The 18,884-nt window shown below is 42.2% G+C and carries 19 protein-coding genes; 2 read left to right on the plus strand and 17 right to left on the minus strand.

What is annotated here, in order from left to right:
- Positions 1–376: 376 nt before the first annotated feature.
- A complete protein-coding gene (locus B158_RS0101485; protein ID WP_018623552.1) occupies positions 377–763 on the minus strand; it encodes an ACT domain-containing protein in 387 nt (128 codons plus the stop codon).
- A gap of 2 nt (positions 764–765) precedes the next feature.
- Positions 766–1,818 (minus strand): cysteine synthase A, encoded by a 1,053-nt coding sequence (locus B158_RS0101490; protein WP_018623553.1) that lies wholly within the window; start codon positions 1,816–1,818, stop codon positions 766–768.
- Between the two features lie 146 nt (positions 1,819–1,964).
- Here B158_RS0101490 and B158_RS0101495 point away from each other — a divergent pair, with 146 nt between their 5' ends.
- Positions 1,965–2,621 (plus strand): 2OG-Fe(II) oxygenase, encoded by a 657-nt coding sequence (locus B158_RS0101495; protein WP_018623554.1) that lies wholly within the window; start codon positions 1,965–1,967, stop codon positions 2,619–2,621.
- A 23-nt stretch (positions 2,622–2,644) separates the two neighbouring features.
- On the opposite strand, the gene B158_RS0101500 is transcribed toward B158_RS0101495, so the two are convergent.
- The 12 genes from B158_RS0101500 to B158_RS0101555 all read right to left on the minus strand — a co-directional run bounded on the left by B158_RS0101500 (position 2,645) and on the right by B158_RS0101555 (position 16,038).
- Positions 2,645–4,702 carry a tetratricopeptide repeat-containing diguanylate cyclase gene (locus B158_RS0101500; protein WP_018623555.1) on the minus strand — a complete coding sequence of 686 codons (2,058 nt, stop codon included), beginning with the start codon at positions 4,700–4,702 and terminating at the stop codon, positions 2,645–2,647.
- Between the two features lie 255 nt (positions 4,703–4,957).
- Complete coding sequence (locus tag B158_RS0101505; protein ID WP_033413776.1) at positions 4,958–6,136, minus strand: hemolysin family protein; 1,179 nt, start codon at positions 6,134–6,136, stop codon at positions 4,958–4,960.
- Positions 6,137–6,188: 52 nt separating this feature from the next.
- Positions 6,189–6,728, minus strand: coding sequence for a manganese efflux pump MntP (locus B158_RS0101510; RefSeq protein ID WP_018623557.1), 540 nt, complete (start codon positions 6,726–6,728; stop codon positions 6,189–6,191).
- Between the two features lie 84 nt (positions 6,729–6,812).
- Positions 6,813–7,328: a TspO/MBR family protein gene (locus B158_RS0101515; RefSeq protein ID WP_407635753.1), complete on the minus strand. Its 516-nt coding sequence runs from the start codon at positions 7,326–7,328 to the stop codon at positions 6,813–6,815.
- 12 nt (positions 7,329–7,340) lie between these two features.
- Positions 7,341–8,708, minus strand: coding sequence for a diguanylate cyclase domain-containing protein (locus tag B158_RS0101520; protein WP_018623559.1), 1,368 nt, complete (start codon positions 8,706–8,708; stop codon positions 7,341–7,343).
- Entirely contained in the window at positions 8,705–11,416 is a 2,712-nt protein-coding gene (locus B158_RS0101525; protein ID WP_018623560.1) for a cation-transporting P-type ATPase, read from the minus strand. The genes B158_RS0101520 and B158_RS0101525 overlap by 4 nt, the downstream gene beginning before the upstream one ends.
- Before the next feature lie 95 nt (positions 11,417–11,511).
- Positions 11,512–12,171 carry an NADPH-dependent FMN reductase gene (locus tag B158_RS0101530; protein ID WP_026309180.1) on the minus strand — a complete coding sequence of 220 codons (660 nt, stop codon included), beginning with the start codon at positions 12,169–12,171 and terminating at the stop codon, positions 11,512–11,514.
- 29 nt (positions 12,172–12,200) lie between these two features.
- A complete protein-coding gene (locus tag B158_RS0101535; protein ID WP_018623562.1) occupies positions 12,201–12,653 on the minus strand; it encodes a hypothetical protein in 453 nt (150 codons plus the stop codon).
- A gap of 82 nt (positions 12,654–12,735) precedes the next feature.
- Complete coding sequence (locus tag B158_RS0101540; protein WP_018623563.1) at positions 12,736–13,527, minus strand: PhzF family phenazine biosynthesis protein; 792 nt, start codon at positions 13,525–13,527, stop codon at positions 12,736–12,738.
- Between the two features lie 197 nt (positions 13,528–13,724).
- Positions 13,725–14,903, minus strand: a complete 1,179-nt coding sequence (locus B158_RS0101545; RefSeq protein WP_018623564.1) for a GGDEF domain-containing protein — start codon at positions 14,901–14,903, stop codon at positions 13,725–13,727.
- Between the two features lie 65 nt (positions 14,904–14,968).
- Positions 14,969–15,253 (minus strand): encapsulin-associated ferritin-like protein, encoded by a 285-nt coding sequence (locus tag B158_RS0101550; protein ID WP_018623565.1) that lies wholly within the window; start codon positions 15,251–15,253, stop codon positions 14,969–14,971.
- 86 nt (positions 15,254–15,339) lie between these two features.
- On the minus strand, positions 15,340–16,038 hold the full coding sequence (locus tag B158_RS0101555) for a DUF6920 family protein (RefSeq protein WP_018623566.1): 699 nt from the start codon (positions 16,036–16,038) through the stop codon (positions 15,340–15,342).
- A gap of 207 nt (positions 16,039–16,245) precedes the next feature.
- Here B158_RS0101555 and B158_RS0101560 point away from each other — a divergent pair, with 207 nt between their 5' ends.
- Positions 16,246–16,626 (plus strand): hypothetical protein, encoded by a 381-nt coding sequence (locus B158_RS0101560; RefSeq protein WP_156823030.1) that lies wholly within the window; start codon positions 16,246–16,248, stop codon positions 16,624–16,626.
- A gap of 216 nt (positions 16,627–16,842) precedes the next feature.
- Here the strand turns inward: B158_RS0101560 and B158_RS0101570 are convergent, their stop codons facing one another.
- The 3 genes from B158_RS0101570 to B158_RS0101580 form a co-directional block, all read right to left on the minus strand.
- Positions 16,843–17,274 (minus strand): hypothetical protein, encoded by a 432-nt coding sequence (locus B158_RS0101570; protein ID WP_156823031.1) that lies wholly within the window; start codon positions 17,272–17,274, stop codon positions 16,843–16,845.
- Between the two features lie 124 nt (positions 17,275–17,398).
- Positions 17,399–17,935: a cytochrome b gene (locus B158_RS0101575; protein WP_018623570.1), complete on the minus strand. Its 537-nt coding sequence runs from the start codon at positions 17,933–17,935 to the stop codon at positions 17,399–17,401.
- A 51-nt stretch (positions 17,936–17,986) separates the two neighbouring features.
- Complete coding sequence (locus B158_RS0101580; protein WP_018623571.1) at positions 17,987–18,817, minus strand: hypothetical protein; 831 nt, start codon at positions 18,815–18,817, stop codon at positions 17,987–17,989.
- Between the last annotated feature and the right edge of the window lie 67 nt (positions 18,818–18,884).

An 18,884-nucleotide genomic window follows, 5' to 3' on the forward strand; every position in this document is an offset into this window, starting at 1 on the left:
GCCTATTTTATTAACTTAACTTATTGATATTAAATGAAATTTAATTTTTTTAATTTTATTTATTTTTTCCTTTTTGGCGGCAAAATGGAATAAAAGGAGAAATTCACTTAACTTGTAGCTAAATGTATCCAATATCAGGCAAACTGATGTTAATTACTCATATTTTCTAGCTTTTTCCATTTTGCCTACCGATTTGCAAATTTGTTTAGAATTGGAACTTATTTTAATTCCTTTACCTTCCCGTCATTCCCGCGAAAGCGGGAATCCACTTTTATTATTTTCATTCCTGCCTCGCCTATTTCGCTACTCAGCTCAATCAAAAGGGGTATTATGCATATACTTCGACATATGAGTTTATTAAAGAACTTTATTTTATCTAAACAAACACATAGCCTGATTTTTTCAAAACTACCAGTGTTTCAGCTAAATTGCGCTCTTTCACCAAAAGGTAGTCAGTTTCAAAAGTTGATACCACGAAAATTGGGATCTCTGCTTTAGCCAACTCATTACTAAGACCTGCAATAACTCCTGTCATGCTAAAGTCGAGGGGGCCCTCAACTTTGATGGAGCGCCAGTTCAGCTCACTTTTTTGCACTGAATCCTTTATCAACTCTCGATTGAGTCCTTCACACACCAGTGATAACTCTTCATCTGTAGAGGAGAGAAACCAGTTTCCCTGTAGATCCTCCAGCTGCATCACTGAGGACAATTTATGCACATCGAATTGTGCGTCGAGTAATTTCAGACGAGGTTTTTGCTCCATAATTAATCTCTCCTTGTGACATTAACGATGACATTCTCATCCATTGACCGGTACCGCTGAAACATTTGCTCAAGCGTTTCCAGATCATCCCTAATTCCTTTCTCAGCCAGAAACTCCGGGTTCCATAATTTCGAATACGAGCGTTCTCCAGCATCACAGGCAAATGTAACGATAGTTTTGCCCGGGCCACTTTTTGCCGCAACAAATAGAGCACCTGCCAGATTAAGCGCTGAACTACTGCCCAGCACCAGTCCATCATTATTTCTTACCGCTCGTGACACCGTTACCAGATCCTGATCTGGCAAGGTTATTCCTTTATCAATTTTTGCCTGAGCAAAATTCGCCACCGTCCGCATAATGCCAATTCCTTCTGTAAATGAGCTCCCTTGCGCCTTGTACTCACCGGTTTTCAGATAATGGTAGATACCTGAGCCATCAGGATCTACTGACCAGATCTGCACTTCAGGTTTCTGTTCTTTGAGGTAGCGGGAGGTTCCACCAATGGTTCCCCCTGTACCTGACACTGACACCAGTGCATCTATCTTACCCTCTGTCTGACTCCAGATTTCTGGGCCAGTGTGCTTGTAATGGGCTTTTGCATTATTGGTATTTTCAAATTGATTAGCCCACCAATAATTATCGTTTTCTTCTGCGAGACGTCGCGCGGTATGATAGAAATGATTGGGATTAGCAAAGGGACAAGGATCCACCAACATCAACTCCGAGCCATGCAGCGCAATCATTTTTTCCTTTTCCGGCGTTTGCCCCTTTGGCATGACAGTTAGCATCTTGTAGCCCAATGCCTTTGCCACCACCGCTAATCCAATGCCGGTATTTCCGGCAGTGCCTTCAACGATGGTCATTCCCGGTTTCAGCTCTCCTGACTCAATGGCATCCTTCACCATTTGCAATGCAGCACGGTCTTTGATCGACCCGCCCGGATTCTGGAATTCGCACTTGACCAATATTTCGCAACCCGTCAGTTCTGACAGTGAAGGAATTCGCAATAAATCGGTATTTCCAATTAATTCAGCGACATTTTGCTTATAGCTCATGGGACTTGTCTCAATCTACTTATCGATTCCATTTAGTCTAATTCAGCTTGCCTCTAAATGCGACCACGCCTATTGTATGATTTTTGTTCACAAAATCATTTTTTTGGAGTATAAAGCGCGCATAGAATTCATGAGGTTTCACTGCATTGAACCCAGTTTTAAAATCCGTTTCTTCCAGCTCTACTGGTTATTTTGATGACGATGTCTTTGCGCGTATCTGCGATGCGATTACTGATCAGGGCTATATTGTTCTGAAAAACGCTTTGCCGCTTGATACCCTTAATCATCTATTTACCGGTCTAATTGATAGTAACCCCCATCAATTCGACCTGGCGGGTATTGGACGTGAGCAGAATTTTCATACCAATGAATTTGTACGCACGGACCAAATCCAATGGTTAGAACCAGATCAGCCTTTTGCCAGTCAATATTTTACTTGGATCGAAGAGCTTCGCCTGCGTTTGAATAGGCATCTTTTCCTTGGATTATTTGATTACGAATGTATGTTTGCGCATTACCCGGAGGGCGCTTTCTATAAACGTCACCTGGATGCCTTTCGGGGCAGTACCAATCGTCGGTTAACCACCGTTTTATACCTGAATCCTCAATGGCTTCCAGAGGACGGTGGAGAACTGCTGATTTATCGTAAACGCGAGAAAACCCCAATCGAAACAGTGATACCTGAGTTTGGTACTTTGGTCGTGTTTTTAAGTGAAGTGTTTCCGCATGAGGTTTTGCCCGCCAATAAATCACGGTTTAGTTTGACGGGGTGGTATCGAATCAATGAGGGGTTAGCGATCTAACCCCTGCAATTTCCCAAAATATTTTAAATAACATATTCAACGCGATTACGACCATTTTCCTTGGCCTGGTAAAGCGCTTCATCAACTCGGTGAAGTAGCTGATCCATAGTCTCCCCCGATTTATATTCTGCTACTCCAACACTGATGGTTGCATTCAGATCACTTTCTATATTTGTGTACTGCTTAAGATCAACTTCTCGCTGAAGCCTTTTTGCAACCTGGATAGCCTGATCAATATTTGCATTAGGCAGGATCGCCAGAAATTCCTCACCACCCGTTCTGCCCAGTACGTCATTATCACGTAACAGCTCTTTACTAAAGTTGGAAAGGTTTGTCAGAACCACATCACCCACCGAATGACCATGCTGATCGTTGATTACTTTAAAATGGTCAATGTCATACATCAGTATGCTCAACGGCTTCTTGCTCAAGCTGGCTTCATCCATCGCTTTTTTCAGTGCTCGCTCTATCTGCCGACGGTTGGCTAAGCCAGTTAAGCTATCGGTATAAGCCAGTTGTTTAAATTTGCGTGAATTGGCAACCTGTCTCAAAGAAAACCCAATCAAAACTATGGTTAATAAACCACCTAGAATAATGGCCAGAATTTGCCACTGACGGGCTTTCTCAAAAGATTTCAATTGCTCATCTTTGAGTTTCTGTTCTTTCTGGAGCTGCTCGTTTTCCAGCTCAGTTCTTTCACTGTCATACTCGAATCGAAGTACCTGAGTCTGTTGATCAGAACGCTGTCGATCGAGCTCTTTCTGTAGCTCCATAAACTTCTGGAATTTATCCAAAGCCTGCTGGTTATTGCCAGCACGTTTATAACTTTCAGCCCACTCCTCATAAAGCAAAGCCAGATAGCGGCGATTATTATCCCTAAGCATTTGCCTTTCCGCTTCAAGAAAGTACTCTTCTGCCTGTTGCGGTTGCTCAATATTACTCAGAGCAATTCCGTACTGCATGGCTGCCATGCCGTCATAATTTATGTTGCCCAGCCTTTCTCTGGCTTCACTTGCCAGTTCCAGTTCACGAATTGCCTTACTATATTCACCACGCAAATTATAACCACCAGCCAGAGCTATCCGTATCGGTACCATCTCACTCTGGATATCATCATCTCTGGCAACTTTCATTGCTACCTGATACTTTTCTATAGCCTTATCTAGGTTGTTGCGCTGCTCTTCGAGGAATCCTTGTTGTAAATAAACCTGCAACTGACCAAATCGTAAGTTGTCTCTTTCAGCAATTTGCTGGGCGCGATTTAAATATTTCTCTGCTCGCTCCAGGAAACCTAACCGACGGTAAATGATGCCAATATCAAAGATTAAGCCTTCCGAACCTTCCAGTAGGCCCTCTTCGCGATATAATTTTTCGGCTTTAACACAGTCCTGTAAGGCAAAATCATTTTCACCAATCAATGAACGCATCGAGCAACGACTTACATGTGCGTCAGCTATCAAGAGCTTATCGTTAAGCTCCTCACCAATATCAAGTGCTTTTTCGGTAGTTTGCAATGCTTCAGAGACTTCACCGGCTCTGGATTGGTAGTTGACCAGGCACATGTAAAGAACTCCCTCCTCTAGCCGGTCACCTTTTGATTTCGCCTTACTGATTTCATCTTTGGCAAGTTCGATTCCCGCTCTTGGGTCAAACATGCTGCTCAATACACAATGATAATACACATAGGACAGTCGGCGATCTTCATCCCCATCTGGAACTAATGCTTTCATTTTTTCTAACTGGCGGTCGAAGTCTTCCTGACTATTGACCTCTATTGCACCCGATTCAAGTTTATAAATGAAATCATCAAACGCCTGCTGTTCAGGGGTTAATTCCTTTGACTTTTCTTCTTTTGATTCGGCATTGTGATTTTCAAGTTGATCGTCAAAAGTCCCTTTTATATTAACAGGGTGGTGTCCTGCAAATGCCAGGGTATTGCTGAGTAAATATAATAGGATGCCCACCCACAAAGGAGAGCTAAAAAAATTCTTTAGGGAAGGTTGCCTCGCTTGGCGCATGGAGTTCCTTTCACAATCTACAATCGAGGCAGCCGTCTGAGTTACTCGAAAACGACGAGCCATAGGATTTCCTCATGTCTGACCTTCTTTTACTTTAGCAAAGAATGAGAATGAGAAATAGATCACACTGTCAGTATTTTTTACAGTGCTTAGGTCTTTCCTAATCTAAAGACTTATTACTTATTTTAATGTTATATAAATCAATAGGTTATAAATTGTTGCAATATAAGTATTTTTGATATCAAAATGTAGCTTAGCGACCCATATCAAGTTAAATATGACTTAATTACTGACAATTATTGTCAGTTTTGACTTGCTTTATTGGCTTTCAGAGTCTTTATCAATGATGAGGCCACGTTTTTCTGCTCTCTTGCGCCACTGCTGGCGGGCCAATAACTGCATATCTTTGACCTCGTCCATCTCGTCCATAATCTCTAATCCCAGTAAAGTTTCAACAACATCCTCAAGAGTCACAAGTCCGGAAGTCTGCCCATATTCATCAACCACCAGAGCGATGTGTTGGCGTTCATTGAGTAGTACTTCCATTAAATCCGGCAAGGGCATCTCCGCCAACACCACCATCAGTTTACGTTTCAGATGAGCCAGTGTTCTGGCCCCATGATCTTTCGCTTGTGTCATCAAGATATCGTCTTTCAGCACAAAGTCAGTAATATCGTCATTGTCTTCACTGTAGATTGGCAGTCTTGAGAACCGAATCTCCAGCACCTGCTGAAACACATCTTTCACTTTAGCACTGGCCGGAAGAGAAACCATTACAGTGCGCGGCGTCATGATATCCTTAGCCCGTAATTGACGGAATCGAAACAGGTTTCTGACGACCCTGAACTCATGCTCGTCTATGTGTCCTGTTCTTTCGCCCAATCCGGCCATCGCAAGAAATTCATCGCGGCTGAAGATGTGTTGTTTCTTACCATGCGAGATCCATTTGGTAATCATCTCTGAAAGCCAGATTAGTGGGTACAGAATCTTAATTAACCACTGGACATATACAGCGGTAATGGTAGCAAGCTGCTTCCAATAGACGGCACCAATCGTTTTCGGAACGATTTCTGAAAAGAACAGAATGGCTAATGTCATTATCACAGAAAAGAGCCCAATCCAGGCACTGCCAAAAACTACAGTGGCCTGTGCTCCAGCAGCAATTGCACCAACCGTATGAGCTATCGTATTCAACGTTAAAATAGCCGCAAGCGAACGATCGACACTGGTTATCCTAAGAGTGCGCAATACTTTGGCACGCTTAGGATTTTTTTCCTGCATGTGCTCAATGTAAGATGGCGTGATGCTGAGAAGCACCGCTTCAGCTATGGAGCAAAAAAAAGAAAATAGAATTGCGATAAGAATATAAAGCGCCAGTAACGCCCAATCAATGCTACTGACCTTGCTGATATCAGAAGCAACCGCGCTGGCATGAGCAGGCTCAATAGACAACATCCATAATAGGCATAGGGTTGCTACAATAAATAATCTTTTCATTACCGGCATAATTCCAATATTCTTTAAATTTAAACTTATTAATCTTCAGGTGTTAGCTTAACACGAGCTTGATCGCTATCAGAATCAATATCACGCCACCCAATAGCTCTGCCTTACTTTCCAACCAGGTTCCACTGCGCTTGCCAATGTAAACACCTATCGTACTCATTAGCATCGTAATCAGTCCAATAATGAGACAGGCTACAAACGGGTTGGCATCTAACAGGTTCAAGGCAAAGCCTGCTGCCATGGCATCAATACTGGTTGCAATGGCAAGCGTCAACATGACTCGTTGGGTAATCTGGGCTATATCATCTTCTATGCCTTCCGAGAAAGCTTCAAAGATCATTTTGCCGCCAATAAATAATAATAACAGGAAGGCAATCCAGGGAGCGTAAACCTCAATCCAGCCGAGCAGCCCTTTACCACCCAGATAGCCAATCAACGGCATTAACCCCTGAAACAAGCCAAAATATACAGCAGCCTGGATCGCTAGTTTTCTATGGCTAGCTACTGGTTTTGAACCAAGGCCAATGGATACCGCAAAGGCATCCATACTTAAGGCAATCGCCAAAATTATAACTTCTAACATTTAAATTGTAGGTTATTACTAGTGGCGCACATTGTAAGACGTTTCATTTTCAGTTGCGACTGACGGTCTGTAAGAAAGTTTTTACTAACCCAGCAGCGCTGGGTTCATTTTCCACACGGCATAATTAAGAATTGCTGCAAATAGAACCCAAAGTAAATAGGGTGCTAATAGCACTGCAGCCAACTTATTGACCCGTAAAAAGCCAACCAATGTAAAGCCAATGAAGATCCACAGAATAACAATATCTACAAAAGCCCAGCCCCCTAAATGCCACGCAAAGAACAACCAGCTCCACAAGGCATTCAAAATTAGCTGAAGTACGAAAATAGTTAATGCAGCATGTACCCTCTTTAATGAGGCATTTAAATTATATCGTTGACGCCAGACTAGCCACGCAGCAATACCCATAAAAGCATATAAAACTGTCCACACTGGACCAAACAGCCAGCCAGGCGGTGCCCATGATGGTTGTTCGAGCTGACTATAGAATTGGCCTGCTTCAACGGAAGCTATTGCGCCTATGGTGGCGGTGGCAAAAGCCAATATCAGCCATGCCAGCAGACCCAAGAGATCTTTTGTTTTAGTTAACTCGCTCATGATTTCCCCCAGATATCATTTATAAGTTTTACTGTTTTTTGGTTTCTTAGCATTCACTTGTCGCTTATCATCATACATGGCATTGTCAGCAATTCTCAGAAGCGACTCACTATTTTCACCGTCATCGGGATAAACTGCAATCCCAATACTAATACCGATAACCGCATCATTACCATCAAGACTGAAGCTTACCTTGAATGCATCTTTTATTTTCATCGAGACATTTTCAACGGCATCTCGCCCATGAATTTCTGTCAGTAATACGGTAAATTCATCGCCACCCATGCGTGCGACAGTATCAGACTCTCTGACACATGACTTAATTCTAGCCGCCACTTTACTTAATAATAAGTCTCCTTTGGCATGTCCCAGACTATCATTAACTTCTTTAAAGCCATTCAGGTCCATATAAAGTAAAGCCACCGATTCACCCATTCTTTTCGCTCGATTAATTGCCACCTCCATTCGGTCATTAAAAAGCATACGGTTCGGTAAGCCTGTGAGCCAGTCGTGGCTTGCCAGGTGGTGCAGCTTCTGCTCATTATTCTTGCGCTCAATCGCTACCGCAAACTGCTCTGCAACATACTCTAATAGGCTAATATCGCTACTCGAATAACGTTTGCTGTTGGCCGAGCTAATTATCAATACACCAATCACTTTTTCCTGTGTCGTCAGCGGAATACCTAGCCAGTTGCCATGCTGATGAAATCGTACTTTTTCATCCTTGCTAACCTCTAAACAAGATCCTTTGTTACTATTTGCCATCAGTGTTTTTCTTTTCTCGATTATCTCCGAAATGGCAGTCTTACTATCAACCGTAAAGTAAGTTCCTGTTGGATATTGTTCGTCATTGCTGTAGGTCAATTTGATTTGATTTCTTTCCGAGTGCTTGGTGCAAACTAAAAAGGTTTCTATATCAATGAAGCTTTTTATAAGTTGGTAGGAGTCCTGACACAACAGTTCTGGGTTACTCGATTGGTGGGCCATTTGTGAGATTTTATAAATGGAGTTCTGTGTCCTTTCGATGCGTTTATACTCTGTTATATCTCTTGCTACCGCTACCCGAACTTTATCCTCCTCCTGCCAGCGTGCTGACCACATAATATAAACAGTACTACCATCTTTTCGAACATATCTATTTTCAAAATACGGCTGTTCTTTTCCTCGCATTATCTGTGCTGCTATGGCCAATGTTTTATTTCGATCCTCTGGATGAACATAATTGATCATGTTAGTGCCCAGCATCTCTTGCTGGGTATAGCCAAAGACTTTTTCACAACTGCTACTGATATAGACAAAGACGCCATGTTCATCAACCACACAGACCACATCCATCAATAGATCAACAACGCGTGAAGCTATGTCATAAAAACGTTGATTCATCCAGTTTTTCTCTTTCTTGTCAGGGCTAGTCTAATCTGTTTTTCTGTTTCAGCTACGGCAAACACAGCAACACCTATCAGCACAATTAGAATGCCATCCTTTAATGGCACTGACCGTGTTGCAAAAATTTCTTGCATTGAAGGTACATAGGTAATTGCCAGCTGTCCTGCAGTGACTAATATCACAGCATACCAGATCACTTTAGTACCCTTTATCGCTTTCCAGGTTAGCGATGTACCATACATATTTCTGATAAAGAACAAATGAAACACTTCCATTACCACCAATGTGTTCATTGCCATTGTCCTGGCAAGCTCAATGGAATAGCCTTGCTCCACAGCATAGCGGTATATTCCAAAAACTCCCAACACAAAAAGTAGTGTCACCACAAATATGTGCCAGACTAAAGTTCCGGTTAGCAAAGGCTGATTTCTTGGCCTCGGTAACTGCTTCATGGTGTTCGCTTCTGTCGGCTCAAAAGCCAGTGCTACACCAAGGGTCACGGCCGTAATCATATTTACCCATAAAATTTGTACCGCAGTTATCGGTAAAGCCATGCTCAACATCAACGCAACAATAATGGTAAAGGCCTCGCCGGTGCTGGTTGGCAAAGACCAGCTGATGACCTTCTTAGTATTATCATAAACCGTTCGCCCTTCTTTTATTGCTGAAACTATCGAGACGAAATTATCATCAGCTAATACAATCGAAGACGCTTCTTTGGCTGCTTCACTTCCTTTAACACCCATTGCAACCCCAGCATCCGCACGCTTTAGTGCCGGCGCATCATTGACGCCATCTCCGGTCATTACCACTACCAGCCCGCTGGCTTGCAAAGCTGTTACCAGTCTTAATTTATGCTCTGGACTGGTACGGGCAAAAATATCCACTTCTTTAACTGCCTGCTCGAGTTCATCATCATTCATCAAATCGAGCTCTGCTCCGGTCAATACTCGCTGATTGTTATGCAAACCAATTTTAGCTCCAATTGAGGATGCAGTTAGCGCGTGATCTCCTGTAATCATTTTGACATCAATCCCTGCGCTGTAGCATTCCTGTATTGCCTCAATCACTTCACTTCTAGGAGGGTCCATCAAACCAACCAGACCCAACAAGACTAAATCCTGGTCTAAATCATGCTGTTTTAATATCGTATACTCTACCGGTACTCTCTTTATTGCCAGCGCGATAACGCGCTGACCCTTGCTGGCCAATTCAGCTGCCTTTGTTTGCCAGTATGGTTGGTCAATTTTTTTCTCTTGACTCTGTTCGGACACTTGTTTCGTACACAGCTCAATTATTTTTTCAGGTGCACCCTTTACATAGATTGCGGCATTGCCCTGATGGTCATGATTTAATGTCGCCATGAACCGATGACTGGCATCAAAAGGTATTAGGTCCGTGCGCGCCCACTCTTTTCTGCTAGTTTCCAAATCAAATCCAATCTTCCCGGCAAATGTTAACAATGCGCCTTCCATTGGATCGCCTTCGACACTCCATGTATTGCCTTCTCTTTTTAGTTGCGAGTCATTACACAGCAAGCTTGCCAGTCCGATAACTGTTAATTGCTGCTCCGTTTCTATTTTGACTGACCTTGAGTGATTTGAAATTGTCCCGATTGGCAGATAACCATCACCACTTACATCATAGTTATTATCCGAAGTACAGACTGCCACCACACTCATCTCATTCCGCGTCAGAGTTCCAGTCTTGTCTGTACAAATAACCGAAACTGAGCCTAACGTTTCAATCGCTGGTAGCTGTCTAACAATGGCATTCTTTTTGGCCATAGCCTGTACACCTACCGCAAGTGTGATAGTAAGTACAGCTGGTAATCCTTCTGGAATAGCCGCTACCGTCAAGCCGACAACCGCCATGAACAACTCACTGAACTCATAGCCGAGAAGCCAATAGCCAATTGCAAATATTAAGCTGGCTATCATGACAATGACAAAGCTTAGCCACTTAGCAAATGTATCCATTTGCTCAATTAAAGGCGTAGTCAGTGTTTTAACTTCGGACAACATTCCGCTAATTCGACCTACTTCGGTGTGCTTTCCTGTCGCTACCACCACACCTTGTCCTTGTCCCCTGGTTATTGTGGTTCCGCTATAGGCCATGCAGCATCGATCACCCAATACCGCTTTCTCTTCCACTGCCTCGGTTAGCTTTTCTACGCCCAACGACTCACCCGTTAAGATGGCTTCTTCAATTTTCAGGTTGTTTGCTATTATCAGTCTTAAATCTGCCGGTACTTTGTCGCCTGCTTCGAGTATGACAATATCTCCCGGAACTAAATGTTGCGCGTCAATGGTTATGCGCTGACCACTTCTAATGACTGAAGCTTTTAAGGCAAGCATCTTTCTTATGGCATCTAAGGCTCGCTCTGCTTTCCCTTCCTGCAATAGGCCAACTATGGCATTAATCAAAACCACGGCTACTATTACCGAAGTGTCTACCCAGTGATGTAATAGTGCCGTTATCGCAGCAGAGATAAGAAGAACATAGATAAGGGTGTTGTGAAATTGCAGAAAGAAACGAACAAACCAGCTTTTCCCGACTGCCGCTGGTACACGGTTATCGCCATATTCCTCCAGGCGATCAGCAGCCTGTCGTGAACTCAGGCCCTGTTGATCTGAGTCCAGCTGCTTTAGAACTGTTTTGGCATTTAAGGAATGCCAAGCAAAATCCTGTTGCTGCTTACCCATTCTCCACTCTTGTTACTGGTGACCTTTCACTAAGATAATCTAAACCCTGGAGATAAGAAACTTTTGCGTATGATTTCACTAATATGTTACTTCGCTTAAGGTGCATTGCGTTGCGAGGGATCTTTCTTAAAAGCTTGAATAACCTCATCCGGGTCAATCTCTGCTCGGTGCTGTTTGGTCGCCTGCGCCCACCATTCAAGCTGTAAGAAGCCCCGCGCAAAATAATTATTCCACCGTTCGACATTCTGATCTTCCTGAAAATTACCATCCTCATTAAACACTTCTTGTGCCTTTGGAATATTGGTCATAGCGGACACTGGCAGACAGCCTAGCTCCGAAAGAATACCGCGCATCGACATGGCGGCTCGTACACCACCCCATTGCCCTGCTGAATAGGTCACGATGACACTGGGTTTATAGGAGAACAATGAACTGCCGAAATGATTTAGAAGGTGAGATAGTGCCGGACTCATGGTGTGATTGTATTCAGGACTGACCATAACGTAACCATCAGCTTGTTTAATTTTTTCGGCTAATTCATCAAGGGATTTTGGCGCCTGGCCTTTAGCATAAGCAAAATGGGGCTTAAAAGGTGCACCAAGATCATAGTCCATGGGATCGACCAGCTCTACATTATGTTCTGATTGGAATTGCTTTAGATGATTGAGACAGGCTCTGGCGACTCGAAGTCCGAGCCGCGCAGGTTTGGGAGGTGTACTGTCTCGGACAGTACCAAGAAACAATAAATACTTCATAATCTATTTAGTATTATTTGGGATGTTTGTTATTGCTCAGAAAGACCATCATCGTCACTGTCTTCATCGACGTGTTTAACATCATCATCGACGTGTTTAACATCATCATCGACGTGTTTAACACCATCATCGACTGACTTAACTGTATCGGCCAATGCCTTGCCAGCCTTAAATTTTACACCACCTCTTTGCTGAGCCACATGATCTACTGATTCGTTACCATCCTCACAGCCTTCCGAACCCGACTGACACACGCTATGCCCCTGATTGACCGTAATATCAATACCTGGAATCGGATCACCTGCCTGCTGTGGTTTTGGTTCTGCGATGGGCATTCCGCGTTTAATGTCCGACTTCTCGATAGCCTGAGCATTCTCTGTGCTTTCGTTTTCAACTTTTTTGTCATTGGCAACAATTACACCACTTACCAACATCAGACTAACTGTAAGAATAACCCCAGTTACTTTATTAATTGTTTTCATAGCAAACTCCTTTGTACTGTTTTCAAGCCCGTTCATTCTGAACTAACAGAATCTAGCATACGCCTCGCTTTATGAACCTAACCTAAATAGCGATTTCACCCTTTAAGTACAATACCGCTCTACCCGCCACATGTACCCGTTTCCCATCTAAACGACAATACACCACTCCACCGCGTTGCGAGGCCTGAAAAGCAACCAACTCCTGCCTGCCCATTTTCTCGGCCCAATAAGGCGCAAGCCCAGCATGAATCGAACCCGTCACCGGATCTTCATCACCGCCATTGGCTGGCCAAAAATATCGCGATACAAAGTCATAGTCATTGCCTGGCGCAGAAGCCACCACATCATAAGGCGCTAATTGCTTTAGCTGTTCACTGTCATACGCAAGCTCTCTTACAGTCTGCTCATCATCATAGATTGCAAAATAGGCCTGCTCACTGCGTAAAACCTGTTGTGGTTTTTTGGACAATCCATCCCATATAGCCTGCGGCACATCAGCGACAGGTTCTGGCTTTCGATTTGGAAAGCTCATATCAATAACGCCATCCTCCTGTTGGGTCACCACCAAGTCACCCACCGCTGGCGCACTAAACTTAACCTCTAATAATGAAGGATTTTTTAAGAACACCACAAACGCAGAAGCCATGGTCGCATGGCCACAAAAATCGATTTCTGTTAAAGGAGAAAACCAGCGGATTTGATAATGATTATTTTCAACCGGTTTAAGAAAAGCCGTTTCGGAAAGATTATTTTCAGTAGCAATCGACTGCATCAAAGATTCATCCAGCCACTCCTCAGTTATAACAACTGCCGCTGGATTGCCTCCAAACAAATGCTCCGTGAAAGCATCTACCACATGCATCTCTACAGTCATATTTCGTCCTCTTTTATACAGGATGGTGTGGGTCTTATGACACGGCTCCTGAGCCTTGGCTACAATAGAATATGCCTTGGATTTATCGGTGCATCACGACTCAGATCCTGCCCTAGGGGTACCCTACGAAGCTACCTCTTGTAATTTTGAATCATTCCCTGCAAATTCTCCAAGTCCATATTCCTAAGTGACAATCTTCAAATCACCACTCGATTTCGCCCTTCACGCTTACCGATATAGAGCCTATTGTCTGCTCGGGCAATCAAAGCATCGAGATCATCGTCAGGTTCTGCAATTGCTATTCCAATCGTCACACTGAGTTGAAGCTCGCTCATTCCTCCTTCTAACCTTAACCTGGTGACATTATCCCTTAAACGCTCCGCTACAGTTTTTGCATCACTTACACTGGTGTTTGGTAATCCGACTACAAACTCTTCACCACCAAACCGACCAATAATATCTAATGGCCTAAGGGTTTGCTGACAGACCTCTACAATTCTAGTTAATATTTGATCGCCACAGGTATGTCCCCAGGTATCATTGACTCGCTTGAAATGATCCACATCGATCATAAATAGGCAGAAATCTGATTTATCAAATTGCGACCGCCTTAGAAGTGCTTCAGCCCGTTTCATAAAATGTGCGCGGCTATCTACACCCGTCAATGCATCCTTTTCTGCAACCATCCGTAACTGTTCTTCCAATGACTTTCGATGGGCAATTTCTACCTGGAGCTCTTTATTTTGTTCACGTTCCTCGTTCAGTAGCGCATATTGTTTACGTTGCAAAAACTCAATACGAAGCAAGGCACTGTAACCCACGACATTTGCGACAATTAACAATAATCCTATTCTTAGTGACATAGCTGGTGATATTCCAGCAAAAACAACTGCTGCCGATACAAATGCAACACTCAAAAATAAACTAGCCCAAAAGGATACCGTCAGCAAATTTGGAATGAGTAGATAGAATGCCATTATCGCAACAACAACTGCTGTTACTTGAGTCGATAGACTTTCAGGGCGCAGAGGAACAATTAAAACAATGCCAATAGCAACAATCCAGAGTGGTAAGGCATGTAGCCAAGCTTTTCGGGTATAACCACCACATCGACCAATTACATAAGCCAAAACCAAACATGAGCTGACCACTGTAATGCGCATGGCTAATAATAAGTAATATTCTCGAGTTAATCCAAGAAGGTTGTAATCCGTTATACCAAATACAGCAAATAGCATTGCAACTACAATGAGTGCAACACGTGTTTCGAAGCGAACTCTTTTTTTGATTGAGTTTCGATAATTGGTTTCGTTGTTAGTGTTATTGAACTGGCCCGTTAACCAATGTATGTCATTGTTTCTTTCTTGTTCTGACAAATAACTTATTCCCAAATAATAGATTCAAGCCTCAAGATTTTACTTAATTTTGAGGCTTCTATAATTTAATGCCCAATTTCGTCTTCTGTAAACAGGTAATCTTTAAGTTGTTGATCAAATTTAGGATCACGACGTCTAATCCACTCCAGTACCATTGCCGCGTGTTCTTTTTCTTCATCGCGGTTATGCTTCAGGATTTTCTTTAAATCGTCATCTTTACAACAATCAATACGTTGGTTATACCAATCCACGGCTTCCAATTCTTCCATCAATGAGATGATGGCGCGATGCATATCTTTAGTTTCGTCAGATAATTCTTCATAGGGTTCATGATAACCTTCATTCGCCATGTCATACTCCTGTTCTATTGAGATTCTCTGCTATGACCATACTACACTTTTCATCCGTTTCCGAGTCTTAAACATTGGCTCATTCTTTACGCCCATTCTGCTTTTGTAATGTGTCCCTTCCAAACCAGATCGAGTTGACCCGCGTCCCACCAGCCAACTTCACCATATAACGGGATACTTATTCCATTTACTTCTCGATAGTCTCTAAAGTGTCCTTCCCAGGGTTTCTTTTGATAGCCCTTGTCAAATTTTCCATACCGCCCGTCACTGTAAACACTGATGACTTCAGCTTCATCATTAAATCGAAACACTAGGCTAACCCTACTTTCGCCTACCGAAAGACTTGCTTCAGCACAGCCATCTTCTAAAGCTGACCATTGAACACCATTGATCGGTAGCAGTGCTGTTGGACACCATACACCTTCTGCAAGATATCGGTGCAGGGCACCAGAGTTTAGCTCAACCCTATTAGTCTCAGATCCTAGCGGAATGATAGAAAGTAATTTCACCTGACCAGTACCAATACCTCCCTTAAAACTATCTACCACTTTTATGTGCAAGCCCATCGGTATCTTCACTTTAGCTTTCCATTGAAAGCTCCGCTCGTCAGCGGCGATTCTTTCGCTAGCAGAGAAGCTCATCCAATGCCCTTCCTTTGAAGTTCTTAGCTGTCCCTCCTGGCTTAACTTTACCGACTGGGTATTTATTGATGTGCTATCCTGAAATACCCTTCTGAAATATCGTTGTACGACTTCGGGTAAATCCCTGATGATGTCATCTAACATAATTGCTTCTCTATTCTTTGTTCATTACCCATAAACTTTCCAATATTTTGATTCTTCCTGTCTAATTCATCATTTATCCACTCAACTCATATAATCAATAACCTACACCTTACTATTCACCTAACTTATTTTTTGATTGTTTAACATCAATATTTAGCGTACTTTCCTAATTATAAGCTTGTATTATGTTAGCTTAAGAGGTTCTGTATGCACACTATTTATCATCGCTACGTTTGCTGGATAGTCATTTTTTGCATGGTTGGCTGCACCAGCATGAAACCTGTTGAGCACGAATCGCCCGAGCAAAGTATTCAATTCAAGGATCGAATATTAGTATATGAAAAAAACGGCCGTATCGTAGATATGAAAGTCGTTAAGATTGAGCAAAACCAGATCACCGGCTCTCTTACAGAAGATCCCTTAAGCTCTGTTTCAATTCATTTTGACGATATCGAAAAAATCGAATTAGAATCTGTAGATGGCGGAAAAACTGTATTAGCGGTTGTCGGCGGAATTTTATTATTACCTATATTGTTACTGGGTTTACTGTTTGGTGTTGCTGAAAGCGTTGAGAGTAACAGCCAGTAACCACTGGCTCTTTGGGTATTCCTTAGCTTCTACTCTTGAACACCTTCGTTAACAGGGTGCTCACACCAATAAATACAACCACCCAAATCCCAAAGTCTATTAACAAACCAATCCAAAAAGTATTATGTTCAAATGGGTTATAACCTAATAAGAAATAGCTTAGGCGAGTAATAAAATATGAAATAATAAATGCTATAATGCTTTTAACATTTTTGGTCATTTTTTAATTCCTTCTCTGTTTTCGCTCTCTTCGTTTCTTTCTGTGCCTAATAGTTTATTTACCCTAGGTTGAATAGACCAGACACCTATTGGTAGAAACAACAATAATACAAGTGAACCTGCATATTCTGAAAAAATTACTTCTTTTTGTTGTTCTAACTTTACTAACTGTCTTGCTGTAAAATCATAGGCATAAAAAACTGCTACGACTGCCAATAAATTTAGTATTACCCATAGCGTTTCGAAATTTTCCCAAATAAATACTCCAGTGGCTATATAGATAATTAAATACACTAAAGCAATTTTTACTAGACTTGTCGATTCAGTTAGGTTCTCTGGCAATTCTTTTAAACAAGCCGCCACAATCGACCACAACCAGCTCGCTACAACTAACATCATAAACATTGCAACCCAGGTGTCTACTAACAAGCTTGGCTGATTTCCTTCCTGTATGCTATTAATTATTAAATGCTAGCTCAGCACTTTTGCTCCAAATATTAGTATAAACAGTTGCCAGTGCTTTAACCTTAGAAAAATATTCATTCCTTCTTCCTTACTTTGTTCCCCACATACGCGGCATAACATTGCTAGTAGTTTTTGACTTTTTATGCCAGTAGCTCATAATGATGTGACCAATTGCTAATGCCAACAACAGCCAACCTAGTTCTCCGTGCAACAATCCTCCTAGATCTAAAGTCCATTGTATTTTCTCTCCTTCAAAACCACTGAAGATTGTTATACCAAAGACCTCAAAAGAGCGTCCAGACCCATATTGCCGTAATAAACCCAGCGCTGGTATTGCCAGCATTAGAAAATAAAGCGTTATATGACCGAGTCTTGCTAACCAGTTAATAGAAGATGGACGGTTGGATACGTTCATTAACGCCCAGATGATTCTTATAATAATTAAGAAAAATAGTAGTAAGCCCATCGGTTTATGACTTGGCCAGAAGAAAGCTTCTATAGCTGTGTCATCAAAGAAGAAGTGTGCTGCTGCGCTTAGAAATTGCCATAGCAACAACAATGCCATGCCCCAATGTAGGATTCGGCTTACTCGCCCATAGTTTTGATTATTATCTTTTATACCCATTTTTTCTCACCATTATTTTATTTGTAATGAATATAGCATAGGTTCTAATTACTATTTGATGATTTGCTTAATGTTATCACTGATATGACCAATTACATTTTTGTCTTGCCAGTACTGACCATGGCTTAAAGGATTCCAAGATTTAAATAGTTTACTCAACAACCCTCTACCAACATTGATTTGTATATCTTCTACTAGTTCTTCATAGGATGGGCTCAGTGATTTCAATGGCCAACCAAGCACATCATCTTTGTCGTAAAGGTTATACCACTTAAACTCTTCCATAGGTGGTTTAATGGCCTCTATCTTCTTGTGTCCCGCCACAAAGATTGGAATATTGCACCCTAATGTGTAAAAACCTTTTAAGCTTTGCATTCTTCTAAATTTATCTCGTGGAGATCCTTCTGCAACGTCGTCCTCTCGCTGCATACTCCAGATTCCTACGGATGCATCTATTCGCTGCGCATCCCAGATGTAACTTGAGATCACCTGACAACCCAAAGAGTTTGCTACGATAATTACCGGTATAGAACGTGTTCCTGTTTCATTAAATATCTCATCCATGGCACCCATTATCATTTTTTGTGTTAAGTAATAAGGGCTGTTTTTAACTCTTTTCTTATATTCAAGACTTGCCGCATCAGAAAAACCATACAAGAGAAATCGTCTGAGCTTTATCCAATCTACCTGATTCCGCATTCGGCCTAGCACTGCTTCTTGCTGTCCTTGTAGAATATCCTGATAGTAGAGCGGCTTAAAAATTACCTGATTCCATAACTGATCACCTAACGATTTTTTCATCTGATCATAAAAGCCAGTGTAATAATCTCTTTCGGTATCCCCCATCCCATGAATGGTTATTAGCGCAATTTTTTTATCCATGGCCTTCTCCTTTGCTTTGTAACTTTATAAACAATACCATTCATTATGACTTAGTTAGCCATTGCTT

It is taken from the genome of Kangiella aquimarina DSM 16071 (assembly GCF_000374105.1).
In the GTDB taxonomy this organism is placed as follows: Bacteria; Pseudomonadota; Gammaproteobacteria; order Enterobacterales; family Kangiellaceae; genus Kangiella; species Kangiella aquimarina.